General features: G+C 73.5%; 27 protein-coding genes and 1 tRNA gene. 17 read left to right on the top strand and 11 right to left on the bottom strand.

Annotated features, from left to right (window positions below; all coding sequences use genetic code 11):
* Positions 1-202 precede the first annotated feature (202 nt).
* The 3 genes from J2W20_RS17670 to J2W20_RS17660 all read left to right on the top strand — a co-directional run bounded on the left by J2W20_RS17670 (position 203) and on the right by J2W20_RS17660 (position 2,146).
* Positions 203-781, top strand: coding sequence for a VanZ family protein (locus tag J2W20_RS17670; RefSeq protein ID WP_307008252.1), 579 nt, complete (start codon positions 203-205; stop codon positions 779-781).
* 169 nt (positions 782-950) lie between these two features.
* Positions 951-1,565 (top strand): hypothetical protein, encoded by a 615-nt coding sequence (locus J2W20_RS17665; protein WP_307008251.1) that lies wholly within the window; start codon positions 951-953, stop codon positions 1,563-1,565.
* 110 nt (positions 1,566-1,675) lie between these two features.
* Entirely contained in the window at positions 1,676-2,146 is a 471-nt protein-coding gene (locus tag J2W20_RS17660) for an NUDIX domain-containing protein (protein ID WP_307008250.1), read from the top strand.
* Positions 2,147-2,177: 31 nt separating this feature from the next.
* Here J2W20_RS17660 and J2W20_RS17655 read toward each other — a convergent pair whose 3' ends face one another.
* Together J2W20_RS17655 and J2W20_RS17650 are read right to left on the bottom strand one after the other, a co-directional pair.
* Positions 2,178-2,975, bottom strand: coding sequence for an alpha/beta fold hydrolase (locus J2W20_RS17655; RefSeq protein WP_307008248.1), 798 nt, complete (start codon positions 2,973-2,975; stop codon positions 2,178-2,180).
* Between the two features lie 157 nt (positions 2,976-3,132).
* The gene (locus J2W20_RS17650) at positions 3,133-3,888 is read right to left on the bottom strand and encodes a LysR family substrate-binding domain-containing protein (RefSeq protein ID WP_307008246.1); all 756 of its coding nucleotides are present in this window, start codon (positions 3,886-3,888) and stop codon (positions 3,133-3,135) included.
* Between the two features lie 58 nt (positions 3,889-3,946).
* Here J2W20_RS17650 and J2W20_RS17645 point away from each other — a divergent pair, with 58 nt between their 5' ends.
* Positions 3,947-4,366, top strand: a complete 420-nt coding sequence (locus J2W20_RS17645) for a DUF5997 family protein (protein WP_307008257.1) — start codon at positions 3,947-3,949, stop codon at positions 4,364-4,366.
* Between the two features lie 51 nt (positions 4,367-4,417).
* Here J2W20_RS17645 and J2W20_RS17640 read toward each other — a convergent pair whose 3' ends face one another.
* Complete coding sequence (locus J2W20_RS17640; RefSeq protein WP_307008244.1) at positions 4,418-4,669, bottom strand: hypothetical protein; 252 nt, start codon at positions 4,667-4,669, stop codon at positions 4,418-4,420.
* A gap of 83 nt (positions 4,670-4,752) precedes the next feature.
* Complete coding sequence (locus J2W20_RS17635; RefSeq protein WP_307008242.1) at positions 4,753-5,127, bottom strand: VOC family protein; 375 nt, start codon at positions 5,125-5,127, stop codon at positions 4,753-4,755.
* A gap of 131 nt (positions 5,128-5,258) precedes the next feature.
* On the opposite strand from J2W20_RS17635, the gene J2W20_RS17630 reads away from it, so the two are divergent.
* Both J2W20_RS17630 and J2W20_RS17625 read left to right on the top strand, forming a co-directional pair.
* The gene (locus J2W20_RS17630) at positions 5,259-6,353 is read left to right on the top strand and encodes an alanine racemase (RefSeq protein ID WP_307008240.1); all 1,095 of its coding nucleotides are present in this window, start codon (positions 5,259-5,261) and stop codon (positions 6,351-6,353) included.
* A gap of 201 nt (positions 6,354-6,554) precedes the next feature.
* Positions 6,555-6,800, top strand: coding sequence for a hypothetical protein (locus tag J2W20_RS17625; RefSeq protein ID WP_307008238.1), 246 nt, complete (start codon positions 6,555-6,557; stop codon positions 6,798-6,800).
* Positions 6,801-6,843: 43 nt separating this feature from the next.
* Here the strand turns inward: J2W20_RS17625 and J2W20_RS17620 are convergent, their stop codons facing one another.
* Together J2W20_RS17620 and J2W20_RS17615 are read right to left on the bottom strand one after the other, a co-directional pair.
* A complete protein-coding gene (locus tag J2W20_RS17620; RefSeq protein WP_307008236.1) occupies positions 6,844-7,599 on the bottom strand; it encodes a MerR family transcriptional regulator in 756 nt (251 codons plus the stop codon).
* Between the two features lie 201 nt (positions 7,600-7,800).
* Positions 7,801-8,361, bottom strand: a complete 561-nt coding sequence (locus tag J2W20_RS17615) for a TetR/AcrR family transcriptional regulator (RefSeq protein WP_307008234.1) — start codon at positions 8,359-8,361, stop codon at positions 7,801-7,803.
* Positions 8,362-8,440: 79 nt separating this feature from the next.
* Here J2W20_RS17615 and J2W20_RS17610 point away from each other — a divergent pair, with 79 nt between their 5' ends.
* Together J2W20_RS17610 and J2W20_RS17605 are read left to right on the top strand one after the other, a co-directional pair.
* Positions 8,441-9,994: an MFS transporter gene (locus J2W20_RS17610; protein WP_307008232.1), complete on the top strand. Its 1,554-nt coding sequence runs from the start codon at positions 8,441-8,443 to the stop codon at positions 9,992-9,994.
* 109 nt (positions 9,995-10,103) lie between these two features.
* Positions 10,104-10,640, top strand: coding sequence for a YbhB/YbcL family Raf kinase inhibitor-like protein (locus J2W20_RS17605; protein ID WP_307008230.1), 537 nt, complete (start codon positions 10,104-10,106; stop codon positions 10,638-10,640).
* Positions 10,641-10,724: 84 nt separating this feature from the next.
* Here the strand turns inward: J2W20_RS17605 and J2W20_RS17600 are convergent, their stop codons facing one another.
* Both J2W20_RS17600 and J2W20_RS17595 read right to left on the bottom strand, forming a co-directional pair.
* Positions 10,725-11,105 (bottom strand): fluoride efflux transporter FluC, encoded by a 381-nt coding sequence (locus J2W20_RS17600; RefSeq protein ID WP_307008228.1) that lies wholly within the window; start codon positions 11,103-11,105, stop codon positions 10,725-10,727.
* Positions 11,102-11,905 (bottom strand): fluoride efflux transporter FluC, encoded by an 804-nt coding sequence (locus tag J2W20_RS17595; protein WP_307008226.1) that lies wholly within the window; start codon positions 11,903-11,905, stop codon positions 11,102-11,104. The genes J2W20_RS17600 and J2W20_RS17595 overlap by 4 nt, the downstream gene beginning before the upstream one ends.
* 79 nt (positions 11,906-11,984) lie before the next feature.
* Here J2W20_RS17595 and J2W20_RS17590 point away from each other — a divergent pair, with 79 nt between their 5' ends.
* Positions 11,985-13,487: a lipase maturation factor family protein gene (locus tag J2W20_RS17590; RefSeq protein WP_307008255.1), complete on the top strand. Its 1,503-nt coding sequence runs from the start codon at positions 11,985-11,987 to the stop codon at positions 13,485-13,487.
* Between the two features lie 88 nt (positions 13,488-13,575).
* Here the strand turns inward: J2W20_RS17590 and J2W20_RS17585 are convergent.
* Positions 13,576-13,658, bottom strand: a tRNA-Leu gene (locus J2W20_RS17585).
* Positions 13,659-13,950: 292 nt separating this feature from the next.
* Here J2W20_RS17585 and J2W20_RS17580 point away from each other — a divergent pair.
* From J2W20_RS17580 to pknB, 7 genes are read left to right on the top strand one after another with little or no spacing between them, the layout of a single operon-like run.
* Positions 13,951-14,673, top strand: coding sequence for an FhaA domain-containing protein (locus tag J2W20_RS17580; RefSeq protein ID WP_307008224.1), 723 nt, complete (start codon positions 13,951-13,953; stop codon positions 14,671-14,673).
* Positions 14,670-15,143, top strand: a complete 474-nt coding sequence (locus J2W20_RS17575; protein WP_307008223.1) for an FHA domain-containing protein FhaB/FipA — start codon at positions 14,670-14,672, stop codon at positions 15,141-15,143. Before J2W20_RS17580 ends, J2W20_RS17575 begins: the two co-directional genes overlap by 4 nt.
* Positions 15,144-15,145: 2 nt before the next feature.
* Positions 15,146-16,843: a protein phosphatase 2C domain-containing protein gene (locus tag J2W20_RS17570; protein ID WP_307008222.1), complete on the top strand. Its 1,698-nt coding sequence runs from the start codon at positions 15,146-15,148 to the stop codon at positions 16,841-16,843.
* The gene (locus tag J2W20_RS17565; protein WP_307008221.1) at positions 16,840-18,252 is read left to right on the top strand and encodes an FtsW/RodA/SpoVE family cell cycle protein; all 1,413 of its coding nucleotides are present in this window, start codon (positions 16,840-16,842) and stop codon (positions 18,250-18,252) included. The genes J2W20_RS17570 and J2W20_RS17565 overlap by 4 nt, the downstream gene beginning before the upstream one ends.
* Positions 18,249-19,724 (top strand): peptidoglycan D,D-transpeptidase FtsI family protein, encoded by a 1,476-nt coding sequence (locus J2W20_RS17560; protein ID WP_307008219.1) that lies wholly within the window; start codon positions 18,249-18,251, stop codon positions 19,722-19,724. The genes J2W20_RS17565 and J2W20_RS17560 overlap by 4 nt, the downstream gene beginning before the upstream one ends.
* Positions 19,721-21,409 carry a serine/threonine-protein kinase gene (locus J2W20_RS17555; RefSeq protein ID WP_307008218.1) on the top strand — a complete coding sequence of 563 codons (1,689 nt, stop codon included), beginning with the start codon at positions 19,721-19,723 and terminating at the stop codon, positions 21,407-21,409. Before J2W20_RS17560 ends, J2W20_RS17555 begins: the two co-directional genes overlap by 4 nt.
* Positions 21,410-21,458: 49 nt before the next feature.
* The gene (pknB, locus tag J2W20_RS17550; protein ID WP_307008216.1) at positions 21,459-23,453 is read left to right on the top strand and encodes a Stk1 family PASTA domain-containing Ser/Thr kinase; all 1,995 of its coding nucleotides are present in this window, start codon (positions 21,459-21,461) and stop codon (positions 23,451-23,453) included.
* Positions 23,454-23,494: 41 nt separating this feature from the next.
* Here pknB and J2W20_RS17545 read toward each other — a convergent pair whose 3' ends face one another.
* Positions 23,495-24,136, bottom strand: a complete 642-nt coding sequence (locus J2W20_RS17545; RefSeq protein WP_066494422.1) for an aminodeoxychorismate/anthranilate synthase component II — start codon at positions 24,134-24,136, stop codon at positions 23,495-23,497.
* 165 nt (positions 24,137-24,301) lie between these two features.
* On the opposite strand from J2W20_RS17545, the gene J2W20_RS17540 reads away from it, so the two are divergent.
* Complete coding sequence (locus J2W20_RS17540) at positions 24,302-24,649, top strand: cell division protein CrgA (RefSeq protein WP_373458047.1); 348 nt, start codon at positions 24,302-24,304, stop codon at positions 24,647-24,649.
* On the opposite strand, the gene J2W20_RS17535 is transcribed toward J2W20_RS17540, so the two are convergent.
* On the bottom strand, positions 24,624-25,760 hold the full coding sequence (locus J2W20_RS17535; protein ID WP_307008214.1) for a glycosyltransferase: 1,137 nt from the start codon (positions 25,758-25,760) through the stop codon (positions 24,624-24,626). The two genes, J2W20_RS17540 and J2W20_RS17535, sit on opposite strands and share 26 nt — an antisense overlap.

Below are 25,760 nucleotides of genomic sequence, written 5' to 3'. Positions count from 1 at the left end.
GGGCGGCTGGGGGGGGGGGGGGCGGGGCCCCCCCCCCCCCCCGGGGGTGGGGGGGGGGGGGGGGGGGGGGGGGGGGGGGGGGGGGGGGGGGGGGGCGCCCCCCCCCCCCCCTGCTGCCGTCATGACCTCGTGCCGTTTCGGCGGTGGCCGAGCCCCATCTCTCACAGGAGCACGACAGGTTCCCTCGGTATCGTCCCGCTGGATGGACGTGCGACCGCAACCCGCTTCAGCTGGGGAGGATGACCCGAGGTGGCGATCCGCCACGCAACGGGCGAAGGCGGAGACCGGGATCATCTTCGCCGTCTTCGCTCTCTACACGGCCTTCCTCTTGAGGCTGCTTCTCTTCTCCCGCGCACCAGGTTCGGAGCGATCGCTCAATCTCATTCCGTTCGCGAGTATCGCGGAAATCGTGTCCAGCCACTCTTCAGGAACCGGAAGAGTGGCGTTCGCCAACATCGCCGGGAACATCCTGATCTTCATCCCGCTCGGGTTCTACGTATCGTGGCTCCGACAGCGGGCGGCGGCATGGACGACGATGCTCACGGTCGCCGTGGCCAGCGCCGCTGTGGAGGTCATCCAGGGTGTTCTTGCAGTGGGGGCCTCGGACATCGACGACGTGATCCTGAACTCGGTCGGAGGAATGCTGGGAGTCGTCGCGTTCAGGCTGCTTTCCGCGACCGTTCGGGGGCAATCTCTGGTACGGACCGCGATGGCTGTCGTGTCGGTGGTGACGCTGCCGGTCTGGTGCTACTTCTTCTTCGTCCTCCGACTCCACCTGTGAGCACCACCTGCGGTCCTCGCGCCTGGCGAGGCAGCCCGCAACCACGTCCTCGACATGAACTTTTCTGAAATAGTCATGCGCAGTAGTGACATGAACAGGTTCCGTCACGAATCATAGACGTGCCATCTCACATGCACCCGGGGAACGCCACCCGAACAGGAGAGACTTCATGTCCAGATTCACTATCCTCGCCTCACACAAGCTGGTGGTCGCAGCCGTGGCCGCCGGGGCTATCAGCCTCGGCGGCGCCGCAGCAGCCGCCATCGCCGCCCCCGGCGTCCAGCCGGCGGCCGACCAGCCCACCGCGACGTCGACGGCACAGCCGACGGAGACCGACTCACCGGAGCCGAGCGAGACCGCCGAGCCCACCGAGAGCGCCGAGCCGACCCAGACCGCCGAGCCCACCGAGACCGAGACCCCTGAGCCCAGCGAGTCCGCTGAGCCGACGAAGACCGACGCTCCGGAGCCGAGCGAGACGGCCGAGCCCAGCGAGACGGCCGAGCCCACCCAGCCCGCTGCCGCGTCCAGCGAAGACGGGAGCGGCCCCGCGGAGCACGCTTCGGAGGTGGGCAAGCAGGCCTACATCGCGGCCCACTCGCGGCCCGCATCCCCGGCTCCGCGCTGGGTGTCCCAGTGGGTGCACCAGTACGTGCCCGGCTCGTCGCAGCACGAGTCGGAGCAGGACCAGCAGGGCCAGGACGAGCAGGGCTCCGGCAGCCACAGCACGTCCCAGCAGGGCCAGCAGGGTTCGGGCGAGCACAGCACGTCCCACCGCGGCCACTGAGCCCCGCTGAGGGCCGCAGCACCGCGCGCCGCCGGGGGCCGAGGACTTCCTCGGCCCCCGGCGGCGTCTCGTAGGTTGGGCATCTCGTAGGCTGGGCCCATGGAGCTGCCATGCCGATGAAGAGCGCCGGCATCCTGCTGTACCGCCGCCCCGCCGGGTATCCGGACGGGCTCGAGGTCTGGATCGCGCACATGGGCGGCCCGTTCTGGGCCCGCAAGGACGAGCACGGCTGGTCCCTGCCCAAGGGACTCTGCGAGGGGGGCGAGGATCCGCTGGCCGCGGCGCGGCGCGAGTTCGCCGAGGAAATGGGCAGCCCGCCGCCGGCCGCGGACTATGTGCACCTGGGCGAGTTCCGGCAGCCTTCCGGCAAGGTGATCACGGCGTTCGCGGCCGAGGCGGAGTTCGAGCCCGCCGAGGTGGTCAGCAACACGTTCGCCCTCGAGTGGCCCAAGGGCTCGGGCCGGGTCCAGGAGTACCCCGAGGTGGACCGGGCCGAGTGGGTCAGCGAGCGCACCGCCCGGCTCAAGCTCGTCAAGGGCCAGATCCCCATCCTCGACGCGCTCCTGGCGCGCCTGGGCTGAGTCCGCCACGGCGGGCTCCCGCGCGTCCCTCTCAGGGCACGTCGAGGAACCTGAGGACGTCACCGGCGAAGCTGGGCACGAGCGGGACCCCGACGTGGCCGCGGCCGTAGTACATGATCAGGCGCCCCCGGGGCAGCCCGCGGGCCGTCTCGCGGAACACGGCGGCGCCGTACGGGGCGTCCTCGTCGCCGCCGAGCACGAGGGTCGGCACGTCGATGGCGGCGAGCCGCGAGGTGAGGTCGAAGCGGTCCTCGGCACGCAGCACTGCCATGACGTCAGCGGTCGAGCCGCGGTACATGAGTGGGCCCATGACCCACCCGGCCCAGCTCTCGAGGCTGCGGGCGGCGGGGCGGAGCCCCCCGAGCCGGACCATCTCCACGCCGGCGCCGCGGAGGTCGCCGGCCTCGAGCCGGTGCAGGAGCGCCCGCTGCCCCGCCTTGCCCACCGGCCCGAGCCGGCAGCCGCCGGCCACGAGGACGAGGCGGCGGACAAGCTCGGGCCTGTCGTGCGCGAGCTGGAGCGCCACGGCCGCCCCGGTGGAGATACCGAGGACGTCCACCGGCGCGCCCAGCCGCGGCAGCCGTTCCGCGTAGTCCGCGGCGATGTCCGCCATGGTGGTCTCCGGGCCGAGGCCCGAGCGCCGGTTGACCCACCAGACCTCGCGGTGCCGGGCGAGGGGCCCCAGCGGCTGGGACTCGGCGAGGAAGGCCGGCCCCCGCGGCACCTCGTGCCGAGGGGTCAGCCCCGGGATCACCAGGAGCGGTGGCCCGGATCCGAGCCTGAAGGACGGCAGCCCCTCGAACGGGTTGGCGCGGTCGGCCTGCTCCATGGCGGCCACCCCTACAGCCCCCCGGCACGGAGGGCCCCGCGCGGGGCACCCACCGTGCCCACCGCGCAGGCCGGGCCGTGGCCGGTCGCCGCCGCAGAGCGTTCCATCCTGCTCAGGCTAGCCGTGCCCGCACCGTGCCGGGAGGGCCCTCGCCCCGTCAGCGGCCCCGGCGCTTCCCCGCGCCCGGCCGCCCGCCCGCCGACGGCCCGCGCTTGCCCCCGGGGCGCCCGCGTCCGCCGGCACGGGCGGCCTTCGCCGTTCGGCTCGCCTCGTTCCGGGCCTTGGCCTCCTTGGACTGGGACGCGGCCCGGTCCTCGCGGCGCTTCTTGGCGGCCTCGGCCTGGTCCCGCTGCACCGACGCCTGCCGCGAGCTGTTCGCGCCCCGTCCCCGGACCACCCCGATGAACTCCTGGATGTGCTCGGACTCGTCCTCGCGCCGCCACGCCACCCCCACCCCGTAGGGGTCCACTCCGGTCACCGGGCGGTAGCGCAGCTCCTTGCGGTTGAAGTGCCGCACCACGGACATGGGCATGATCGCGAGGCCCGCCCCGCCCTCGACGAGGTCGAGGCGTTCGGAGGGGCCGCCGTCGTACTCGAAGAGCTCGCCCTCCACCTCGGCGAGGGGGATCTCCTCGAAGGCCGCGATCTCGTGGCCCTTCGGCGCCACCACCACCGGCAGCTCCTCGTAGAGCGGGATCACGTGGAGCTGCTCGCGGTCCCGGTCCACCGGGAGCCTGACGAAGGCCACGTCCGCCCGCCCGTCCCGGAGCACGGCGAGCTGGTCGGCGTCGTCGACCATCTGCGAGGCGAGCGGGACGTCCGGGAAGCGCTCCTCCCATCGGTGGAACCACTTGCCCGGCGCGACGCCCGCGACGAAGGCAACCTTCAGGGGCTGGGCACTCTCCGACTGCATGCGTCAACGGTAGCCTTGATCCATGAGCTCGAACCCCCAGGGCAGCGCGTCCCAGTCCATGAAGCCTGCCACCGCCGCCAAGAAGCTCGGGATCTTCCTGCCCGCCGCGCCCGCGGAGTTCCAGGAGGGCACCGTCTCCCGCGAAGAGTTCGACCAGCTGCGCGAGAACCCGCCCGCGTGGCTCACCGAGCTGCGCGAGCACGGCCCGCACCCGCGACCGATCGTGGCGCAGAAGCTCAACGTGACCATCTCGGGCCTCGCGCGCGGCGGCATCACCGAGCCGCTCACGACCGCTGAGATCACCGAGCTGCTCAACAATCGGCCGCAGTGGCTCCAGGAGGAGCGGGCCAACATGGCCGCGGTCCGCGAGGAGGCGCGCCGCGTCAAGGCCGCGGCCGAGGAGAAGGCCGCGCGGGCGGCGTCCGGCGCCCACGGCGCGGCGGCGGAGCGCTCGCTGCGCGGCGGACGCCACGGCTGAGGCGCGCGCGGCCTGGGCCCTGCCCCTGCTGGTGACCACGCCGGCGCCCTCCTAGGCCTGCCGGCCGTCGCGGCGTGCCGTCGGGGCGCTGCCGGCTGCGGCCCGGCCGACCACCGCCTCGCCGGCCGAGGCCTGGCCGCCCACCGCGGAGACGTGCCGGACCCCGGCGGCGATGCCCGCGGCCTGGGCCTCCTGGGCCGGGAGCGCGCCCAAGCCGAACACGGCCACGCCCAGGGCGGCGAGGACCGCGGAGGCGAGGCGCGCGCGGCGGCGGGGACGGAGCCGGCTGTGCGAGGATTCCATACCCTCCAGCCTCGCCCGCCGCGCTGTGAGGCCGCCAGCGCCAAGCTGTGCTGGGGATGTGCGGACCCGGTCCTGCGGCCGGGTCAGTCCTGGTGGAGCTGGATCCAGTTGCCGTGCCGGTCGTCGAACACGGCGGAGATGCCCGAGGGGTCCTCTGCCGGCTCCCCGCGGAACTCGAGGCCGGCGTCGCGGAGCCGCTCGTAGTCTGCCACGACGTCCGGCGAGCCGAGGACGATCGCGGGCAGCCCGGCGTCGTGCACGCCCCGGCGGTACGCCTCGGCGACCGGGTTGTCGCTCGGCTCCAGCAGCAGGCCCACGCCTCCCGAGTCCGGGGTGGTGACGATGAACAGGTTCGCCTCCGGCATCGCGAGCAGGGACTGGAAGCCGAGGACCGTGGTGTAGAAGTCGAAGGCCGAGGCGGGGTCGGTCACGTGGATGGAGCACATCTTGATCCGCATGGGCACAGCCTAGGCACGCCCCGCGACGCCGGCCTAGGGCTCGGCCAGCGCGCACGACGCCGGGCGGCCGCCGCGCGCCGCCGGCCCGCCTAAGCTGGGGCTTCCACCCGTCCCCGAGCCCAGGAGCACCCGTGAGCCCTGTTCCCCCCGAGATCGACACCCCCGAGATCATGGTGGATGCCGACGTCCTGCGCCGCAACGTCGAGCGGATGGCCGCGGGCGTCGCGGCGAAGGGCCTCGCGCTGCGCCCGCATGCCAAGACCCACAAGATCCCCCAGATCGCCGCGCTGCAGCTCGCCGCGGGGGCCGCGGGGCTCACCGTGGCCACCATCGGCGAGGCCGAGGTGTTCGCCGAGCACGGCGCGGCGGACCTGTTCATCGCGTACCCGCTGTGGGTGACGGAGCGGAGTGGGCAGCGGCTCGAGCGGCTCGCGCGCCGGGCGAGGATCGCGGTGGGCACGGACTCGGCCGAGGCAGCCCGGGCCATGGGCGCCCACCTCGCCGGGGCAGACGTCGAGGTCCTCGTCGAGATCGACAGCGGCCACCACCGCAGCGGGGTCGCCCCCGAGCAGGCCGTCCAGGTGGCGCGTGCCGCGGCGGACTCCGGGCTTCGCGTGGCCGGCGTCTTCACGTTCCCCGGCCACTCGTATGCCCCCGGCATGCCCGCCGAGGCGGCCGAGGAGGAGCGTCGTGCCCTCGCCGAGGCCGCGCGTCTGCTCACCGACGCGGGATTCGAGGTCACCCGGGTGAGCGGCGGGTCCACCCCGAGCGCCCTCCTCACCGAGGCGGGGCCCACCACCGAGGTCCGTCCCGGCGTGTACGTGTTCGGCGACGCCCAGCAGCTCGAGCTGGGCCGCTGCGCACCCGAGGACGTGGCCCTCACGGTCGCCGCGACGGTCGTGAGCCGCCACGACGGCTCGGGCGGCGTTCCGCGCCGGGTGGTGCTCGACGCCGGCAGCAAGGTCCTGGGCGGGGACCGCCCCGGCTGGGCCACGGGGTTCGGTCGGCTCGCGGACGTCGCCGACGCGCGGATCACCGGCCTCTCCGAGCACCACGCCACGGTGGTCTTCCCCGACGGCGCCGAGCTGCCCGCGCTCGGCGAGCGCCTGCGGGTGATCCCGAACCACGTCTGCGTGGCGGTGAACCTCGTCGACGAGGTCGCCGTGGTCAGCGGCGGGGAGGTCGTGGGCCGGTGGCGGGTCGCCGCGCGGGGGCGGAACAGCTAGCCGGAGCCGCGTCCAGCGGGCGGGCAGGCGAGCGGGCGACGGCGGGTGCGCGGCCGGCGTCGCCCGGCGGCCTCGCGGCGTGCCCAAAGACCTCTTGCGGAGGGCATGACAAGGAGAGTAAAATTTTGTCAATTTCGACGCCTTGCTCAGCCCGGACGACTCCGCCCGGGGCCGCGGGCGGCGGACCCGGCAGGGGGACACATGCACCACAACCCATCGAGGGCCCCGCATCGGGACGCCCTGACCATCGCGGCCCTGCACTGCCCGGCCTGCGACACCCTGGCGGACCACGCCATCGCCCCCTCGGCCGGCGGCGCCCACCCCTTCGGTGCGGCCCTGCGCCACCGGACCTTCACCCTCTTCTGCCTGGCCTGTGGCCGGATCGAGGAGCTCACGCGCGAGCAGGCCCGGGCGGCGCGCTCCTTCGCGGCCGGCCGCAGCGCCTGAGCCGCCGGCGGCTCCGGCCACCGCCTGAGCCGCCGGCCTTCGGCTACAGCTCCCGCCCCGCGTAGGCCCGCAGGGCGTCGCGGACGAAGGCCGCCCCCTCCGGGCCGCCGTAGTTCTCGGCGAAGCGCGGATCGGCCACGTACATCTCGGCCAGGCCGAGCACGTACTCCTTCGCCGGGCCGTCGGGGTAGCCGGGCGTGCCCGGAATGCCGGCCAGCCACCGCACGTGGCGGCCTGCCAGCGCCTGGGCGGCCTCGCCTCCCGGCGCGTCGCCGGAGGCGGCTGCCTGCTGCCAGTCCGCGTTCAGCTGGGCCACGCGCCCCCGCCACTCGTCCTGGCCCGCGGCGCCGAGCCCGCGCCACCAGGCGTCCGAGTCCGCGTAGGCCTTCGTGCCCCAGCGGGCCTCGACTTCGTCCTTGTACTGCGTGTGGTCGAACCCGTCGAGCATGTCCTCGGCCATCAGTGGCCCTCCTGTCTCCAATGCGGTGATGGTCTGCTCCACCGCCCGCGCCTGGCGCGCGAGCCGGTCCTGCTCCGCACCGATCCACGCGAGGTGGCGGCGCAGGGCGGGGGCCGCGTCGCCGTCGTGCGCGAGGGCAACCGCGATGTCCCCGAGCCCGAGGCCGAGCTGGCGGAGCAGGAGGATGCGCTGGAGCCGGACGAGGGCGTCGCGGTCGTAGTAGCGGTAGCCGTTCGGGCCCACCCGGCTCGGCTCGAGCAGGCCGATGCTGCCGTAGTGCCGCAGCGTGCGGCTCGTGGTCCCGGCGAGCCGGGCGACCTCCTGGATGCCCCAGTCCATGCGCGTCCTCCCTTCGTGGTTCCACGGTAGGAGTTGACGTTGCGTCAAGGTCAAGGGGCCGGTGCTGGAAGGGGTTGGGGGCTGCTGGGTGCTGGGGTAACCGCCGGGCGATTCCGACCGGCTTTCCCGCGGCGCGCCGGCCCAGCAGCGGCGTGTCGGCCCAGCAGCGGCGTGTCGGGCCGGATACGCGGCGGCCGGGCCCTAAAGCCGGTCGGACTCCGACGCCGCCCCGCGGAGGCGGTCCACCACTGCCAGGAGCCCGTCGAGGCTGGTCCCGAACGCCGCCTCGGGCCAGCCCCCGGCGAGCGTGGAGTAGTGGTAGAGCCCCTCCCCGACAAGCATGATCGCCGCGGAGGCGTCCGGGTCCGGCACCTCGCGCCGGATGATCTCGAGCCACGCGGCGTCGAGCTCCTCGAGCGCCGCCAGCGCCCCGGCGTGCCCCGCCTGGGCCAGCCGCACGGTGGCGACGAAGAGCAGGTCCAGGTCGGAGCCCGTGCTCACCGAGGTGCGCACGAAGTACCGCGACGGCCCCTCGGCGGCCGAGGCCATCTGCTCGCGGTCCTCGGCGGCGGCCTCGGACAGCCGCCCGAGCAGGCCCTCGGCGAGCGCGTCCTTGCTCCGGAAGTGGTACAGCAGCCCACCCTTGGAGACGCCGGCCGCCGCGGCGACGGCGTCCATGGTCGCCGCCCGCTCGCCGTCGGAGACGAGGAGGTCGCGGTAGGCGTCGAGGATCGCCGCGCGGGCCTTGGGGGGTCTGGGCATACGGAACACTGTACGTGGGATTGCTACCATACCGTCCAGACGGTATGGTTATCGTGTCCCCCAGACCAGGAGCCCCCCGATGAACCAGGCTGTCCAGGCCCAGGCATCACCCCGCCTCGCCGCCCTCACCCCCGCGCGCCGCTGGCTCGCCCTCGCCGCGCTCATGTTCCCCGTACTGCTCATCGCCGTCGACAACACGGTGCTCAGCTTCGCCGTCCCCGCGATCTCGCTCGCGCTCGCGCCGACCGGGACCGAGATGCTCTGGATCGTCGACGTCTACTCCCTCGTCCTCGCGGGCCTGCTCGTGCCCATGGGCTCGATCGGGGACAGGATCGGCCGGCGCCGGATCCTCCTGGCCGGGGCCACCGGCTTCGCCGCCGTCTCGGCCGCCGCCGCCTTCGCCGCCACGCCGGGCCAGCTCATCGCGGCGCGGGCGCTCATCGGCGTGTTCGGCTCGATGATCATGCCCGCGACGCTCTCCCTGATCCGCAACATCTTCGACGACGCCCGCGAGCGCCGGCTCGCCGTGGCCATCTGGGCCTCGGTCTTCTCCGGCGGCGCGGCCCTCGGCCCCCTCGTGGGCGGGGCGCTGCTCGAGCACTTCGCCTGGGGCGCCGTCTTCCTCCTCGCCGTGCCCATGCTCGTCCCTGCCCTGGCCCTCGCCCCGGTCCTCGTGCCCGACTCCCGCGACCCCTCACCGTCGCCCGTCGACCCGGTGGGCATCGCGCTCGTGATGGGCGCCGCCGTCGCCCTCGTGGGCGGCATCAAGGAGCTCGCGCACGACGCCGGACCGGCCCCCGCCGCGGCGGTCCTCCTCGGGCTCGGGCTGGGTGCAGCCTTCGTGCGGCGCCAGCTCGCCCGCGCCGCGAGCGGCAAGGGCCCCATGCTCGACGTCCGCCTCTTCGCCCGCCCGGCGTTCAGCGCGGGCCTCGCGGCCAACCTGCTGAGCATCTTCTCGCTCGTCGGGTTCATGTTCTTCCTCTCCCAGCACCTCCAGCTCGTGGCCGGGAAGGAGCCCTTCCTGGCCGGGCTGCTCATGCTCCCGGGCATGGCCCTCTCCGTGGTCGCGGGGCTGGCGGCGGTGCGGCTCGCCGCCCGGTTCTCGGTCAGGTCGGTCATGGCGGCCGGGCTGCTGGTGAACGGCCTCGGGTACGCAGTGGTGCTCGGCTTCGGGCGCGACGGCTCGCTTGCGGCGCTGCTGACGGGCTTCGCGGTGACGGGCGCGGGGGTCGGCCTGGCCGAGACGCTCTCCAACGACCTCATCCTCAGCGCGGTCCCGCCCGCCAAGGCCGGGGCGGCGTCGGCCATCTCCGAGACCGCGTACGAGCTCGGGGCCGTCCTGGGCACGGCGGTCCTCGGGAGCATCCTCGGCGCGGCGTACCGGGCCGGGGTGCAGGTGCCGGCCGGGCTGCCCGCCGAGGAGGCTGCCCGGGCGCACGAGACGCTTGGCGGCGCAGTGGAGGCGGCCGGGCTCCTGCACGCCGACGCGGCAGCAGCGCTCCTGGCCTCGGCGCACCGCGCCTTCGACTCCGGGGTGGCGTACACGGCCGCGATCGGCGCCGTGCTCATGGCGGGGGCCGCCGTCGTCGTCCTGGCGGTCCTCCGGGCGCCGCAGCCGCGGCGGAAGGGCTGAGCCGGGCCCACCCGCGCGCCGTGCACCCTGCTCATCTCGGCACTCCGCGCCCTAGGATCGAAAGCGCGTGGGCGCACACGCCCCGCTCCCCGCGAGAGAGGAGCTGCACATGAGTGGCAACGATCCCTTTGACCGCATCCCGGAGACGGCGAGCTTCACCGTCACGAGCACGACCGTCGCGGACGGCCAGCCGTGGCCGCCCCGGCAGTACTCCGGCGCGTTCGGCGTGCCGGGCGGCGAGGACGTCTCGCCCCAGCTGTCCTGGTCCGGCGCGCCCGAGGGCACCAAGAGCTACGCGGTCACGGTCTACGATCCGGACGCGCCGACCCAGTCGGGCTTCTGGCACTGGGCCGTGGCGAACATCCCTGCCTCGGTGACCGAGCTGGCCGAGGGCGCCGGGACCGCCACCGGCGAGGACATGCCGGACGGCGCGATCCAGCTCAAGAACGACGGCGGCACGGCCCAGTTCGTCGGCGCCGCGCCGCCGGCGGGGCACGGGACGCACCGCTACTTCATCACGGTCCACGCGCTCGACGTCGAGGACATCGGCGTCAACGGGGACTCGTCGCCGGCCTTCCTGGGCTTCAACATCTTCTTCCACACGCTCGGGCGGGCGGGCCTGGTCGTCACGGGGAAGATCGACTAGTCGCCCAGGAGCCGGCTGCGGTGCGGTGGCGGCCGCGTCTGCCCGGGGCCACCCGGCGGCCGCGGCCGCGCGGCGTCCGAGGCGTCAGCCGGCGAGCGCCGCGGCCGCCGCCAGCCCCAGCAGCGCGGCGGCCAGACACAGCGCCATCGTGCCCACCCCGTTGACGACGGCGGCGGCCCACCGGCCGCTGAGGGCGAGGCTCACGCTCTGGTAGCTCGCGGTGGAGAAGGTCGTGTATCCGCCGAGGAAGCCGGTGCCGAGGACGGCCTGCAGGGCCGGGTCGGCCCCGGCGAGCACCGCGCCCGTGACCAGGCCCAGTGCGAGGGACCCGGTGACGTTGATGCCGATCGTCGCGAAGGGCAGCGGGCCCTTGATGCGGCGGCTCACGGCGGTGTCGAGCACGTAGCGGGCCACCGCGCCCAGGCCGCCGGCCACCCCCAGCAGCAGGGCCACGAGAGGGCTCATCGGGGCTCCCCCGGGCTGTCCTGAGCGGAGTCCGCGACCCCATCACCGGATTCGCCCCCTGTTTCGGTCATTGCCCCGCGCTGGAGACCGGGGTCCGGACCGAGAGCGGGGGTCTTTTCACCGCCGGCGTCGCCCGCAGCACCCGCCCCCTCCCCCGCCCCTCTGGGAGTCACATTCTGGGGGTCACGTGAGGTGCCCCCCAGAACGTGACCCTCAGATGAGGGGTGGGCGGGGTGGGGACGGCCGCCGTGGGGGTGCGCCGCGACGTGCGCCTCAGCGGCCAGCCCGCGCCGGTCCTCGCGGTGCAGCCACGCGGCCCCGCCGACCCCGAGGAGGGTCGCCGCCGCGCCGCCGAGCAGGCTCAGCGCGAGGTACCACGCGCCGTCGGCCGCGCGGCCGGCCGTGAGGAGGCGGGAGGCGTCCACGGCGAGGGTCGAATAGGTGGTGAAGGCCCCGAGGAAGCCCGTGCCCACGGTGAGGCGGACGAGGCGCCGGGCGCCCCTGTCCGGGCCGCGCCGCGCGAGCGACTCGAGGAGCGCCCCGAGGGCCAGCGCCCCCACGAGGTTTATGGCCAGGGTCCCGAGGGGCCAGCCGCCCGGGGCCTGGATCGCGACGCCGAGCGCCCACCGGGACAGCGCGCCGAGCACACCGCCGACGAACACGAGGGCGAGCACCCCCGGGGAGAACGGGTGCGCGAGCCGGGCCGGGGCGGGCAGGCGCGACGGCGCGTGCGCAGCGAGCGGCGCGGGGCCGGCGTCGCTCGCGGGGCCCGGGACGGGGAGGCGGGGGTCAGAAGTCACGGCGGGTAGAGCCTACCGCCCCTCCCTGTGCCCGCGGGGCCGGGCGTAGCGTGGAGGCGTGGACGCGGCATCCGGGGTCATGGCGTGGTTCGCGGCCACCGATTCCGAGGTGGCCCGCTGGGTGCTGCAGCGCGGCATCGCGGCCCTGTTCTTCGTCGCGTTCCTCTCGAGCCTCAACCAGTTCCCCGCGCTCGTGGGCGAGCGGGGCCTCCTGCCGGTCCCGCAGTACCTCGAGGGCTTCCACCGCCTGCGCCGCCCGAGCCTGTTCCGGTACCGGTACTCGGACCGGCTGTTCCGCTGGGCGGCCGCCGTGGGGCTCGTGGTCTCGGCGCTGCTCGTGCTGGGCGTCCCGCAGGCGGGGCCGTGGTGGGTTCCGCTCGCTGCGTTCCTGGTGCTGTGGGGGCTGTACATGTCGATCGTGAACGTGGGGCAGACGTTCTACGGGTTCGGCTGGGAGATGCTCCTGCTCGAGGCGGGGTTCACGGTCGCGTTCCTCGGCTCCGACCAGGTCCCGCCGCCGCGCCCCATCCTCCTCCTCGTGGTCTGGCTCGTGTTCCGGCTCGAGTTCGGGGCGGGCATGATCAAGATCCGTGGAGGCCCGGAGTGGCGCGACCTCACCGCGCTGTACTACCACCACGAGACCCAGCCGATGCCCGGGCCGCTGAGCCGGCAGTTCCACCTCCTGCCGAAGTGGATGCACCGTTCCGAGGTGCTCGGGAACCATGCCGCGCAGCTCGTGGTGCCGTTCTTCCTGTTCTTCCCGCAACCCGTGGGCACCGCCGCCGCGGCGGTGGTGGTCGTGACGCAGCTGTGGCTCGTGCTCTCGGGGAACTTCGCGTGGCTGAACTGGTCCGCGATCGTCCTGGCGTTCGCCGCCGTGGGCGACGGGGCGGTGCACTGGCTGCTCCCGGCAGTCCCCGAGCGGCTCTCCTCTGCCGCCTGGAACGTCACCGCGGGCGCCGGGCGCACGACGGCGTGGCCCGCCTCCGGCGACTGGGTCGCCTGGGTGTGGGTCGCCGTCGTGCTCGCCGCGTCCCTGCTGCTGCTCGGGCTCTCGTGGTGGCCGGCGAAGAACCTCGTCTCGAGCCGCCAGCTCATGAACGCCGCGTTCAACCGCTGGCAGCTCGTCAATGCGTACGGCGCGTTCGGGTCGGTGACGAGGAACCGGGTGGAGATCGTGGTGGAGGGCACGCTGGACACGGTGCCCGCGGAGGACGCCGAGTGGCGCGAGTACAGGTTCCGCGGTAAGCCCGGCGAGCCCGAGCGCATCCCGCGGCAGTGGGCGCCGTACCATCTGCGGCTCGACTGGCTCATGTGGTTCCTGCCGCTGCGCACCGTGCACGAGGACTGGTTCTACGCCTTCCTCGTCAGGCTCCTCGCAGCGGACCCGGCCACGCTCCGGCTCCTGCGCGAGGACCCCTTCAACGGCGAGCGGCCGCGCTGGGTGCGGGCACGGTCGGCCCTGTACGAGTTCTCGACGCACGCCGAGTTCCGCGAGACCCACGAGCGCTGGGTCATCACGCCGCTGCGGGTGCTCATCCGCCCGCTCACCTTGCGCGAGGGCGAGGAGGCCGGGCACTGATCCGCCCGCTCCCCTTGGAGGCCTCCGTCAGCGGGCAGTAGGAGCAACGAGGAAGGCCCCGGTCATCGACCGGGGCCTTCCTCTAGTGTGCGCGAGGCGGGATTTGAACCCGCACGCCCTTTCGGACACTGGCACCTGAAGCCAGCGCGTCTGCCGTTCCGCCACTCGCGCGCAGCACTTCCGCCGTCCGGGCGTCACCCCCGACCCTGCGAAAGCAGCGAGAACCAGCATAGCCGAGCGGTCCGCGGATTGCGAAATTGCCCGCGGGGGCCGCCGGCATGGGCGAGGATAGGGGACGGCGCGCCGGGCGAAGCGCCGTTACGCGGTCGGTACACCGCGGTTCAGACGGCACCCAGAGGCGCCCAGTAGTATCGGGTGAGGACTGTGCACGCAGCGTGCGCAGCTCCGTGAAGCTGTGGCACTGCGCCCGCACCCGCGGGCCCTGGACCTGGAAGGAGGGGCCATGGGACTGCTCGACAGGCTCGAGCGCGGCATTGAGAAGGCCGTCCACGGCGTCTTCTCGACGGGCTCGAAGGGCCAGGTGCAGCCGGTGGAGATCGCCAGCAGGCTGCGCCGCGAGATGGACCGCCAGGCCTTCTCGATCGACCAGGGGCGCACGCTCGCTCCCAACGTCTTCGAGGCGCACCTCTCGGACGCGGACTTCGAGCGGGCGCGCGGCTGGGGCCAGCCGCTCGCGGAGGAGCTGTGCGACGTGGCCGTCAGGCACGCCCGCTCCCAGGGCTACACGCTGCAGGGCCCGGTCCGCTTCACGTTCCGGCACGACGCCGCGCTCAAGCCCGGCCAGTTCGAGGTCGACTCACGCACCGAGCGGAACGACTCCCGGCCGAACCTCCCCGCCGCCCCGACCCGCCAGCCCGTGCGGCTCTCGCCCGTGCTCGAGATCGACGGGCAGCGGTACTCGGTCAACGCGGACTCGGTGGTGCTGGGCCGCTCGAACGAGGCGGACATCGTCGTCGACGACACGGGGGTGTCCCGCCGGCACCTCGAGATCCGCACCGACGGCGGCACGGCCTACGCGGTGGACCTCGGCTCGACCAACGGCAGCTACATCAACGGCCACCGCATCGAGGGCAGCGCCGTTCTCCACGACGGGACCACCATCACCATGGGACGCACCAAGATCGTCTTCCGCATGCTTCCGGCACCCCGGGGAGGGACCGCGTGAACGAGCTGACGCTCACCGCCCTGCGGCTCGGGTTCCTCCTGCTGCTGTGGCTGCTCGTCTTCAGCGTCGTGGGCGCCATGCGCCGTGACCTCGCCGTCGGCCGGCGAAACAAGACCGGCGCGCCGACGGCCCGCCAGGTGCGGCGGAACCCCGAGCTCGCCGAGCCGCCCGCGCGCCAGCAGGCCCACCGCCTCGTCGTGGTCGAGGGGCCCCTGGCCGGGACGAGCCTTCCGCTCGAGGGCAGCCCCGTGCTGCTCGGGCGCGCCCAGGAGGCCACGCTCGTCCTCGAGGACGACTACGCCTCCGGCCGCCACGCGCGCCTGTTCCCGCAGGGCAGCCGCTGGTTCATCGAGGACCTCGGGTCCACGAACGGCACCTACCTCGCCGACCACCAGCTCACCCGCGCCCAGCCCGTCGAGCTGAACGTGCCGATCCGCATCGGCAAGACTGTGATCGAGCTGAGGCCCTGACCTTGCCAGAGGCCCCGCTGATCCTGCGCTACGCGGCCCGCTCCGACGTGGGCCGGCTGCGCTCCAAGAACGACGACTCCGCCTACGCGGGTCGTCATCTCATGGTGGTCGCCGACGGCATGGGCGGGCACGCGGGCGGCGACGTGGCCAGTGCCTCGACGGTCCTGGACCTCATCCACCTCGACCACGGCGGGTACGAGGCGGGCGAGGCCGCGACCCAGCTCGCGGACGAGATCCAGACCGCGAACTCGCTCCTGTCCGAGCTCGTCAGCGCCAACCCGCTCCTGGCCGGGATGGGGACCACCGTGACGGCGCTCCTGCTGTCCGAGGGGACGTTCGCGTTCGCCCATATCGGCGACTCGCGCGCCTACCGGCTGCGCGGGAACGACATCGAGCAGGTCTCCACCGACCACACCTTCGTCCAGCGCCTCATCAACGAGGGCCGCCTCCGGCCCGAGGAGGCGGAGACGCATCCGCACAAGAACGTGCTCATGCGGGTCCTCGGCGACGTGGACGCGAGCCCCGAGCTGGACCTCGCCACGTTCCCCGCGGTCGAGGGCGAGCGATGGCTCCTGTGCTCCGACGGGCTCAACTACGTCCCCCTGCCGCTCGTGCACCGCACCCTGCGGGAGATCGAGGACCCAGCCGAGTGCGCCGACCGCCTCGTCGAGCTCACGCTCGCCGCGGGCGCGCCGGACAACGTGACCGTCATCGTCGCCGACGTCGTCGCCGGCGAGGACGACGGCGAGGCCGCCCCTCCCGCGCAGGCACCGGCCGCGGCGACCCTCACCGCAGCAGCCGCGGCCCGCACCCCGGTGACCTCGGCCGCCGCCGCGAACCCGCCCCGGGCCAAGGCCAGCGAGCAGCCCGCCGCCGAGGAGGCACCCGCCACGGAGCCGGCCCCGGCTGCGTCCTCCGAGGCCGCCGCCGCAGAGGCCGGGGCGGCACCCGCCCCCGAGGGCGGCGGCGAGGAGGCCGGCCGCGAGGAGCCGGAGACGGACCCCAACCTCGGCGCCCACCTCTCCGCCGAGGTCCTGCGCCGGGAACTCGACTCCCGCCCGCACGAGCTCGTGGGCGCCGCCGCGTCGGCGGCCGAGACGGGCTCGCTGCCCTCGGTCGCGAGCCGCACGGCCGCGCGCCGCGCCGCCGCGATCCTGACCCACCGCAGCCCCGAGCCCGAGGAGGACGCGGACGAGCCCACACCGCCGGCCCGCCCGGTACGGCGGTGGTTCCGGATCGGCCTCGGCGTGGTCGCCGCGCTGGCCCTCATCCTCGGCGTCTGGTTCGGGTACGCGTGGACGCAGACCCGCTACTACGTCGGCGCGTACGACAACCGCGTGGCCATCTACAACGGCGTCTCGCAGCAGCTGGGCCCGATCTCCCTCTCGCACGTCCACTCGGCCACGAACATCCCGCTCGACTCGCTGAGCCCGTACACGCAGCAGCGGCTCCTTTCCGGGGTGCCCGCGGACGGCCTCGAGGCGGCCGAGGATATCGTGCATGCGATCCAGGCCGATCCGAGGGGCTGCCTGCCCGGCTCGGGCGCCACCGCGAGCGCGGCGCCGTCCAGCACCGCGGCGCACGGCGCGTCGCCGTCGGCCAGCGCGAAGCCCTCGGCGTCCGCCTCCGCCGCACCCAGCGGCAGCCCGAGTGCGAGCCCGACCACCACCCCCGACCCCTGCCTGGGAGGCACCCGATGAGCGGCGTCGAGACCGTGGAGAAGCCGCGGCGCAACGTGGAGCTGCTGCTCCTGCTCCTGGCCTTCGCCGTGTCCATCGGCGCGAACACCATGAAGGGCCTGCAGGACGGCACCGCCTTCGGCAGCGACTTCTGGCTCCAGGAGGCCCTCCTGGCCGGACCGGCCCTGGCGATCCATGCGGTGCTGCGCTTCCGCGCGAAGTATGCCGATCCGCTCATCCTTCCGATCGTGGTGACCCTCAACGGGCTCGGCCTCGCGATGATCCACCGGCTCGACACCCCGCAGACCGACTACGGCAATACGCAGGCGCGCTGGACGGTGGTGGGCATGGTCCTGGCCATCGCCGTCGTGTGGTTCCTGCGTGACCACCGCATCCTGCGCCGGTTCACCTACATCTCCCTGATCGTCAGCGCGGTCCTGCTGCTGCTGCCCCTCGTCCCCGGCATCACCGCCGGCGAGATCAACGGCGCCCAGGTGTGGATCCGGGTGGCCGGCTCCACGTTCCAGCCCGGCGAGGTCGCGAAGATCACCATCGCCGTGTTCTTCGCCGGCTACCTCTCCACGAACCGGGACCTCATCCTGCTCGCGGGGCGCCGGATCGGGAAGCTCCAGCTGCCGCGCTTCAAGGACCTCGGCCCGATGGTGGTGGCCTGGCTCGCCGCGATCGGCATCCTGATCTTCCAGCACGACCTCGGCATGTCGATCCTGTTCTTCGGCATCTTCATCTCGACGATCTACATCGCCACGAGCCGCGTGAGCTGGGCGATCCTGGGCGTGCTGCTCATGTTCGCCGGCGCGATGGCCGCGAGCCTCGCGCTGCCGCACATCCGCCTGCGCATCGACGGATGGCTCAACGCGTTCTCGCCGGACGTCTACGGGCGCACCTCGGGCAGCAGCTACCAGATCGTCCAGGGCCTCTTCGGCATGGCCAACGGCGGCCTGCTCGGCACCGGCCTCGGCCAGGGGCGCCCGGACCTCGTGCCGTTCTCCCACTCGGACATGATCGTGGCCTCGTTCGGCGAGGAGCTGGGCCTCGTGGGCCTGTTCGCGATCGTCCTGCTGTACGCCATGCTCGTCACGAGGGGCTTCCGCGCCGCCCTCGGCGCCCGCGACTCCTTCGGCAAGCTCCTCGCCTCGGCGCTCTCGGCCGCAGTCGGGCTGCAGGTCTTCGTGATCATCGGCGGCGTCACCCGGCTCATCCCGCTGACGGGCCTGACGACGCCGTTCCTCGCCGCGGGCGGCTCGTCGCTGCTCGCGAACTGGATCATCGTGGCCCTGCTCCTCGTGATCTCGAACGCGGCCCGCAGGCCGGTGGCCCAGGGACCGCTGATGGCCGACGGCGGCCCGCGGCACACCGAGCCGGCCCAGCCCGGAGACACCATGACGACGCAGGCGGTGAGCACCCGATGAACCAGGCGATCAGGAATGCGTGGATAGCGATCGCGGTCATGTTCGCCCTCATCCTCGGTGCCATCAGCTACGTGCAGGTGATCGGGGCGGACGACCTCAACAAGAACTCCTGGAACAACCGGGCGATCCTGCAGACGTTCTGCCAGGAACGCGGGCCGATCCTCGTGGCGGGCAAGCCGATCGCACAGTCCGTGGCCAGCGGCAACGACACCTGCAAGTTCCAGCGCACCTTCCCGGGCAAGGACCTCTACGCGGGCATCACGGGCTTCTACTCGAACGTGTACGGCTCCTCGGGCCTCGAGAACACGATGAACTCGACCCTCACGGGCCGCTCCGACGAGCTGCTCATGGACCGGATCCGGCAGCTCTTCCTCGGCGAGCAGCCGCAGGGCGCCTCGGTCGAGCTCACGATCGACCCGGCCATCCAGAAGCTCGCCTACGACCTCATCCCCGACGGCCAGCGCGGCTCGATCGTGGTGACGAACCCGAAGACCGGGGCGATCATCGCCATGGTCTCCAAGCCCAGCTACGACCCAAACCTCATCGCCACGCAGGACCAGGCGGCGGCGTCGGCGGCCATGCAGAAGATCCAGTCCCAGCAGGGCATCAACCTCAACCAGGGCGTCAGCGGCCCCACCGGCGCGCTGCTGGCCCCGGGCTCGGTGTTCAAGCTCGTGGACACGGCAGCGGCGCTGGCCTCGGGGAAGTACAACAAGGACTCGGTCCTGCCCAACCCGGCCCAGATGACGCTGCCGGGGACCAACACCCAGCTGCCCAACTACGCCGGAGGCAACTGCTACACGCGGGACAAGGCGGACTTCGCCTTCGCGCTCGAGCAGTCCTGCAACACGCCGTTCGCGTCGATCGCCCTCGACCTGGGCCAGGACGCGATCGGCAAGCAGGCGGCGGCGTTCGGCTACGGGCAAGACGCCGGGGACCAGCTGCATCTCGACTACTCCCCCGGGGTCTGGCCGCAGAAGCTCAACCAGGCGCAGCTCGCCCAGTCCGCGATCGGCCAGTTCGATGTGAAGGCCTCCCCGCTGCAGATCGCCCTCGTGACGAGCGCGATCGCGAACGGCGGCGTCCAGATGAAGCCCTCGCTCGTCAAGAGCATCACGGGCTCGGACCTCCGGGTCGTCTCGGAGCCCAAGCCCGAGGTGCTGCGCACGTCCACGACGCCGGACATCGCCCGCCAGATCACCGAGTGGATGACCGACGTGGTCTCGCAGGGCATCGCCGGCGCGGCCGCGGTCCCCGGTGTCAAGGTGGCCGGCAAGACCGGCACGGCTGAGCTCGGTGTGACCGACAGCAAGGGCCAGATGCTGAACAACTCCTGGTTCACCGGCTTCGCCCCGGCAGACAACCCCCAGGTTCAGGTGACCGTGGTGATGGAAGGTGTGGACATCTACCAGGGCGCCGCGCTGACCAGTCCGACAGCGAGAAAGATCTTTGAGGCGGTGTTGAATAAGTGAGACCGACGTCAGGCATCACCTTGGGCGGCAGGTACCAGCTGCAGAGCCGGATCGCCATCGGCGGCATGGGCGAGGTGTGGCGTGCCCGGGACGAGGTGCTCGGACGCGTCGTCGCGATCAAGATCCTCAAGGAGGAGTACGCGGGCGACCCGAGCTTCCTCGAGCGGTTCCGTGCCGAGGCCCGCCACACCGCGCTGCTGAACCACAGCGGGATCGCCAATGTCTTCGACTACGGCGAGGCCGAGGGCTCCGCATACCTCGTCATGGAACTCGTCCCGGGCGAGCCGCTCAGCGCCATCCTCGAGCGCGAGCGCGTCCTGTCCCCCGACCGGACCCTGAACATCATCGCGCAGACTGCCCGCGCCCTCGCCGTCGCGCACGGGCAGGGCCTCGTGCACCGGGACGTCAAGCCCGGGAACCTGCTCATCACCCCGGACCACCGGGTCAAGGTCACGGACTTCGGCATCGCCCGCCTCGCCGACCAGGTCCCGCTGACGCAGACCGGGCAGGTCATGGGCACGGCGCAGTACCTCGCGCCCGAGCAGGCCACCGGCCAGCAGGCCACCGGCTCGAGCGACATCTACTCGCTCGGCGTGATCGGCTACGAGTGCCTCACCGGCCACCGCCCGTTCTCGGGCGAGAGCCAGATCGCGATCGCGCTCGCCCAGGTCAACGACGCCCCGCCGCCGCTGCCCGAGCACCTCCCGGCGCCCGTCCGCGCCCTGCTGATGTCGATGCTGTCCAAGGATCCGCGCAACCGGCCCGCGAACGCGATCAAGCTCGCGGAGGCGGCCGAGGCCATCCGCCGCGGCGACATCCGGGCCGCGCAGGCCGCCGTGCCGGGCATGCTGCTCCAGGACGACTCGACGGAGGCGATGAACGCCGTCTCGACCGGGAAGCTGCAGCGCCAGACGGCCCCGACCGCCGTGGTCGGGGGCGCCGGCCTGGCCGCCGGGGCCGCTGCCGCCGCCGCAGCGGCGGGTGCCTCGGCCTCGCGCGGCGCGCCCGCGACGTCGGCCCTGCCCCTCATGGGCGAGGGCGGCCGCGGCGCGGATGCCGGCGTCTCCGCGAGCGAGGACGCCCACCAGCCGCTCTACGCCCCGGACGACGACGAGCAGCCCGAGCCGCCCGCCGCCCGCAAGCAGCGCAAGCGCAGCCCGCTCACCTGGCCGCTCGTGGCCCTGCTGCTCCTGCTCCTGTTCGTGGTGATCGGCGTATGGCTCTCGAACGCGGGGCTGTTCAGCCCGTCGCCGCTGCCCTCGGGCGCACCGAGCAGCTCAAGCGCCGCCCCGAGCACGACCTCGGCCCCGCCCACGAGCGAGCCGCCGAGCTCGACGGCGCCGCCGGCGCCCGCCACGGTCACGATCGTCCCGTCGAACTACATCGGGCAGAACTACACTCAGGTGAAGTCACAGCTCGAGGAGCTCGGCATGAACGTGGCACTCAACGCCGTCCAGTCGCAGACTGGAACGATGGGCCAGGTCACCGACGTCACGCCCGCGGGGCAGGTCACGGTCGGCTCGACCGTCACCGTCACCTACCTCTCCGTCCAGCCGCCGGTCACGGTTCCGCCCGCGCCGCCGAAGTCCTCTGCGCCGCCCAAGAGCAGCCCGGCGCAGTCGCAGCCGCCGTCGCAGACCTCGGGCGCCCTGCCGTCCACGCTGCCGATCACCCCGAGCAGCTGACCCTGTGACCCATTCCGCCCACCCGCCCCTGGAACGAGAGGACGAGCCCATGCCCGCTCCCGTCGTCCTCTCGGGCAGATACGAGCTCGGCGAGCTGATCGGCCGGGGCGGGATGGCGGACGTCTACGAGGGCCTCGACCTGCGGCTGGGGCGCCGGGTCGCGGTGAAGATGCTGCGCCCGGACATGGCCCGTGACGGCCAGTTCCGGGCCCGCTTCGAACGGGAGGCGCGCGCCGTCGCCGGGCTCAACCACCCCTCGATCGTGGGCGTGTACGACACCGGCGAGCACAACCCGGACCCACTCTCGCCGCATAGCGTCGCGGTGCCGTACATCGTCATGGAGTACGTCGAGGGCCGTACCCTGCGCGATGTGATCCGCGAGGGCACCCCGAGTGTCGACGACTCCATCGATGCCCTGCTCGGCGTGCTCTCCGCGCTCGAGTACAGCCACCGGCACGGCATCATCCACCGGGACATCAAGCCCGCGAACGTCATGGCCTGCAACGAGCCCGGGACCGTGAAGGTCATGGACTTCGGGATCGCGAGGGCCACCGCGGACACCTCCGCGACGGTCACCCAGACCCAGGCCGTGGTGGGCACCGCGCAGTACCTCTCCCCCGAGCAGGCGCAGGGCAAGGTCGTGGACGCCCGCAGCGACCTCTACTCCGCCGGCTGCCTGCTCTACGAGCTCCTGACCGGCCGGCCGCCCTTCGTGGGCGAGTCCGCCGTGTCCGTGGCCTACCAGCACGTCCAGTCCGTGCCCCGGCCCGCCGCCGACTTCAACCCGGACGTCTCTCCGGCCCTGCAGAGCGTGCTGGACCGTGCCCTCGAGAAGGACCCCGACGACCGCTTCCAGAGCGCCGCCGCCTTCCAGCGCGCGCTCCGGGGCGCGCGCGCAGGAGTCGTGGTACCGGCCCGTCCCGGCCGGGGCGCCGCTGGAGCCGCGGCCGCGGCGGGGGCCGCCGCCGCTGCCGCCGCTGCCGTCAGGCCGGCGGACGACGCCGGGATCCCGACCGCCGCCGTCGGCCTCGTCGGCGCGGAGGGCGGCCAGGACGGCGCGGCCCGAGAGGGCCGCGGCACCGAGGGGCCGGGGGACGAGTCCTCGACCCACCTCGGGGACACGGGCGAATTCCCGGCGTTCGCCCCCGCCGCAGCCGACCTCATCGAGTTCGACGACGCCCGCGACGAGGAGCGCGCCCGCCGCGGGCGCGGCCGGCGGCGCGCGTGGATCGTGGTGCTGCTGGTCATGGCGCTGCTCGTGGCGACCGGCGGCGGCCTGCTCCTGTACCAGTACATGAACCAGCCCTCGGCGGTGCAGATGATCACTGTGCCGTCCGTGACCAACATGTCCGAGACCGAGGCCGCGCTCAAGCTCCAGTCTCTGGGCCTGCAGCCGAACATCTCCCACCCCAAGGACCCCAAGGTGCCCAAGGGCACGGCGATCCGCACGGTGCCCGACGCGGGCACCCAGCTCGCGAAGGGCGCCTCGATCTCGCTCGAGATCTCGGACGGGCCGGCCAACGCGACGATCCCCACCTCGATCATCGGCGCCACCGAATCGGGCGCCCGCTCGACGCTCCAGGCGCTGGGGCTCCAGATCAAGCCGCGCTCGATCCTCGCGAACGACCCGAAGGCCCCATACGGCACCGTCATCGCCACCAACCCGGGGGCCGGCCAGACCGTGGGCCTGGGCACCGAGGTGGAGCTGACCGTCTCCACGGGCAAGGTCAGCGTGCCGAACCTGCGCGGCATGGCCGTCGCCGACGCCCAGAAGGCCCTCGCGGACCGCGGCCTCAAGGCCGCCGTGCAGGAGCAGGAGAACGCGAACGCCGCGCCGGGGACGGTCACGTACCAGGACCCGGCCGCGGACGGCAGCGTGGACCAGGGCGGAACGGTCACCCTGATCGTGGCGAAGGCCCCGCCGCCACCCCCGGCGCCGAGCCCGACGCCGTCGCCCAGCGACACCCCGAGCCCAACGCCGACGGACACGAACCCGGGCAACAGCGGCAACCCGCCCGGCCATCGGGGCGGCGGGAACGGCTGAGCCCCGGCTCGGCTCAGCCGGGCGGCGTCATCCGGGCGCCGTCAGCCGGCGGTGATGAGGGGGCTCAGGTGCGAGGCCTTCTCGGCGGCCCCGGCCAGGCCGAGGGACTCGAGCCACGTGCCGAGCATCTGGTAGCCGCCCTCGGTGAGCACACTCTCGGGGTGGAACTGCACGCCGCACAGCGGTGCCGTCCGGTGCGCGAGGCCCATGACCACGCCGGAGTGCGTGTGGGCGGTGACCTCGAGGACCTCCGGGATCGTGTCCGCGACCGCGGCGAGGGAGTGGTAGCGGGTCGCGGTGAACGGCGAGGGGAGGCCGGCGAACACGCTCCTGCCCTCGTGCTCGACGAGGGAGGTCTTCCCGTGCATGAGCTCCGGCGCGTGCGTCACCGTGCCCCCGTAGGCCTCCGCGAGGGCCTGGTGGCCCAGGCACACCCCGAGCATCGGCTTGCTGTTCTCCCCGCACCACCTGATCAGCTCGATGCACACCCCGGCCTCGGCAGGGTTGCCGGGCCCGGGCGAGACGAGGACGCCGTCGCGGGCCGCGGCGAGCTCGATCGCCTCGGCGAGGGAGACGTCGTCGTTCCTCACCACGGTCGTCTCGGCACCGAGCTGCTGGAGGTAGCCGACGAGCGTGTAGACGAACGAATCGTAGTTGTCGATGACGAGGATGCGGGTGGTCATGCGTGAAGAAGCCGTTCCGTCCGGGCCGGCGCGGGAACGGCGGCCCCCTGCGGCTAGACTGGAGCCTCAGAAGCGCACGGCCCGCACCCGCGGTGCAGCGTGTTGGTGCTTAGCAGAATATCAAGCGGGCCCCGCTGCGTGGCGGGCGGGCCCCGAGGAGGACGAGTGCCCGAGTCGACGGACAAGCCCCAGCAGGACCCGGCTGCGGCCGCGCCGAAGAAGGCAGCAGAGCCCAAGGCCGCTGACCGCCGGTCGGCCGACCGCAAGGCGGCAGAGCGCAGGGCCGCGAAGAAGGCCAAGCGACAGCGCCGCGCCCAGCGCGGGACCGGCCCCACGCCGCAGTGGTACAAGTACGTCATGTTCGGCCTTATGGTGCTGGGCCTGCTCTGGATCATCACGTTCTATGTGACCCAAGGCCTGTTCCCCTTCCCCGAGCTCGGCAACTGGAACATCCTCGCCGGCTTCGGCCTCGCGATCGTGGGGTTCCTCATGACCCTGCGCTGGCGGGGCTGAGCGCGCGGAGCACCGCGCGCCCCGTCGATTCCCACCCGGGCAGCAGCGGCCTCGCCGCGAGCGCGGCGGCCCGCCACCGTGCCTGCACCGAGGCGCCGTCGAGCCATCCCGCGAGCTCGCGGGTGAGGGGGTCGGCGTCGGCGTCGGCGTCCCCCGGCGGCGCCACCGCGGCCCCGGCCGTTCCCAGGCCCCCCTCGAGGGAGAGCCCGAGCGCCTCGACCGCCCCGGTGCCCGCGGCGACGATGGCGGGGACGCCGCGCGCGAGCGACTCCACCACGGCGAGCCCGTAGGTCTCGGGGTGCGATGCGAGCACCGTGAGGTCCGTGCCGGACCACTCGGCCTCGAGCGCGTCGCCGCGCAGCTCTCCGGGGACCAGCACCCGCTCGGCGATGCCGAGGTCCGCCGCTGCGTCCCGCACCGCGCGCGCGTAGGCCGGGTCGGCGGCGTCGTACCCGGCGAGCGTCAGCGTCCAGGGCCGGTCCCGGAGCGCGGCGAGCGAGCGCACGAGCCGCAGCTGTCCCTTCCCGGGCAGCAGCGCGGCGAGGCACAGCACGTGCGGCGCCCCGCCGCCGGCGAGGCTGCCCGCCGCCGGCGGAGCGCCCACGACGCCGGGCCTCACCACCCGGGGCACCATCCCGTAGCGTTCGGCGAGGCGCCGGCCGGAGAAGTCGCTGGGGACCATCGCCACGTCCGCCGCGGCGAGCGCGCGCCGTTCCAGGTCGGCGAGCCGCTCGGCCTCCTCGCGGGACAGCCCCGCGGCGTCCGCGAGGAGCAGGTGCACGAGGATGCCCAGGCTGCCGCCGCGGTCCCGCACGGCGGCCGCGGCCGGCGCGACCTCGTCCGGGGCGCCCAGCGCGAGGAGCCCGTCGACCAGCACATGGGCCCCTCCGCTGCCGGGAACGAGCGCGGCGGCGAGCCGGTGTCGGTCCTCGGCGGAGCCCACTGGCCACGCTCCCGGCACGGCGACGACCTCGAGGTCGACGTCGAGCGCGGACAGCGCCTCGGCGAGGCGCGTGTTGTAGACGGTGCCGCCCGAGGTGTAGCCCAGGCCGTCGGGCACCACGAGGCGGATCCGGACCGGGGAAGGCGCCGGGACGCCGGGGCCTCCCAT

This window comes from Sinomonas atrocyanea (assembly GCF_030812675.1).
In the GTDB taxonomy this organism is placed as follows: Bacteria; Actinomycetota; Actinomycetes; order Actinomycetales; family Micrococcaceae; genus Sinomonas; species Sinomonas atrocyanea_B.
The sequence above is the reverse complement of the archived record's forward strand: the minus strand, read 5'-3'. Positions and strand labels throughout refer to the sequence as shown.

Excerpts from the sequence above, each read along its gene's own strand:
- J2W20_RS17625 (WP_307008238.1), top strand. The coding sequence starts at position 6,555 with ATGCACCACAACCCATCGAGGGCCCCGCATCGGGACGCCCTGACCATC.
- J2W20_RS17655 (WP_307008248.1), bottom strand. The coding sequence starts at position 2,975 with ATGGAGCAGGCCGACCGCGCCAACCCGTTCGAGGGGCTGCCGTCCTTC.
- J2W20_RS17670 (WP_307008252.1), top strand. The coding sequence starts at position 203 with ATGGACGTGCGACCGCAACCCGCTTCAGCTGGGGAGGATGACCCGAGG.
- J2W20_RS17640 (WP_307008244.1), bottom strand. The coding sequence starts at position 4,669 with ATGGAATCCTCGCACAGCCGGCTCCGTCCCCGCCGCCGCGCGCGCCTC.
- J2W20_RS17560 (WP_307008219.1), top strand. The coding sequence starts at position 18,249 with ATGAACCAGGCGATCAGGAATGCGTGGATAGCGATCGCGGTCATGTTC.
- J2W20_RS17610 (WP_307008232.1), top strand. The coding sequence starts at position 8,441 with ATGAACCAGGCTGTCCAGGCCCAGGCATCACCCCGCCTCGCCGCCCTC.
- J2W20_RS17665 (WP_307008251.1), top strand. The coding sequence starts at position 951 with ATGTCCAGATTCACTATCCTCGCCTCACACAAGCTGGTGGTCGCAGCC.
- J2W20_RS17615 (WP_307008234.1), bottom strand. The coding sequence starts at position 8,361 with ATGCCCAGACCCCCCAAGGCCCGCGCGGCGATCCTCGACGCCTACCGC.
- J2W20_RS17660 (WP_307008250.1), top strand. The coding sequence starts at position 1,676 with ATGCCGATGAAGAGCGCCGGCATCCTGCTGTACCGCCGCCCCGCCGGG.
- J2W20_RS17600 (WP_307008228.1), bottom strand. The coding sequence starts at position 11,105 with ATGAGCCCTCTCGTGGCCCTGCTGCTGGGGGTGGCCGGCGGCCTGGGC.
- J2W20_RS17635 (WP_307008242.1), bottom strand. The coding sequence starts at position 5,127 with ATGCGGATCAAGATGTGCTCCATCCACGTGACCGACCCCGCCTCGGCC.
- J2W20_RS17590 (WP_307008255.1), top strand. The coding sequence starts at position 11,985 with ATGGCGTGGTTCGCGGCCACCGATTCCGAGGTGGCCCGCTGGGTGCTG.
- J2W20_RS17565 (WP_307008221.1), top strand. The coding sequence starts at position 16,840 with ATGAGCGGCGTCGAGACCGTGGAGAAGCCGCGGCGCAACGTGGAGCTG.
- J2W20_RS17620 (WP_307008236.1), bottom strand. The coding sequence starts at position 7,599 with ATGGACTGGGGCATCCAGGAGGTCGCCCGGCTCGCCGGGACCACGAGC.
- J2W20_RS17535 (WP_307008214.1), bottom strand. The coding sequence starts at position 25,760 with ATGGGAGGCCCCGGCGTCCCGGCGCCTTCCCCGGTCCGGATCCGCCTC.
- J2W20_RS17650 (WP_307008246.1), bottom strand. The coding sequence starts at position 3,888 with ATGCAGTCGGAGAGTGCCCAGCCCCTGAAGGTTGCCTTCGTCGCGGGC.
- J2W20_RS17580 (WP_307008224.1), top strand. The coding sequence starts at position 13,951 with ATGGGACTGCTCGACAGGCTCGAGCGCGGCATTGAGAAGGCCGTCCAC.
- J2W20_RS17545 (WP_066494422.1), bottom strand. The coding sequence starts at position 24,136 with ATGACCACCCGCATCCTCGTCATCGACAACTACGATTCGTTCGTCTAC.
- J2W20_RS17645 (WP_307008257.1), top strand. The coding sequence starts at position 3,947 with ATGAAGCCTGCCACCGCCGCCAAGAAGCTCGGGATCTTCCTGCCCGCC.
- pknB (WP_307008216.1), top strand. The coding sequence starts at position 21,459 with ATGCCCGCTCCCGTCGTCCTCTCGGGCAGATACGAGCTCGGCGAGCTG.
- J2W20_RS17605 (WP_307008230.1), top strand. The coding sequence starts at position 10,104 with ATGAGTGGCAACGATCCCTTTGACCGCATCCCGGAGACGGCGAGCTTC.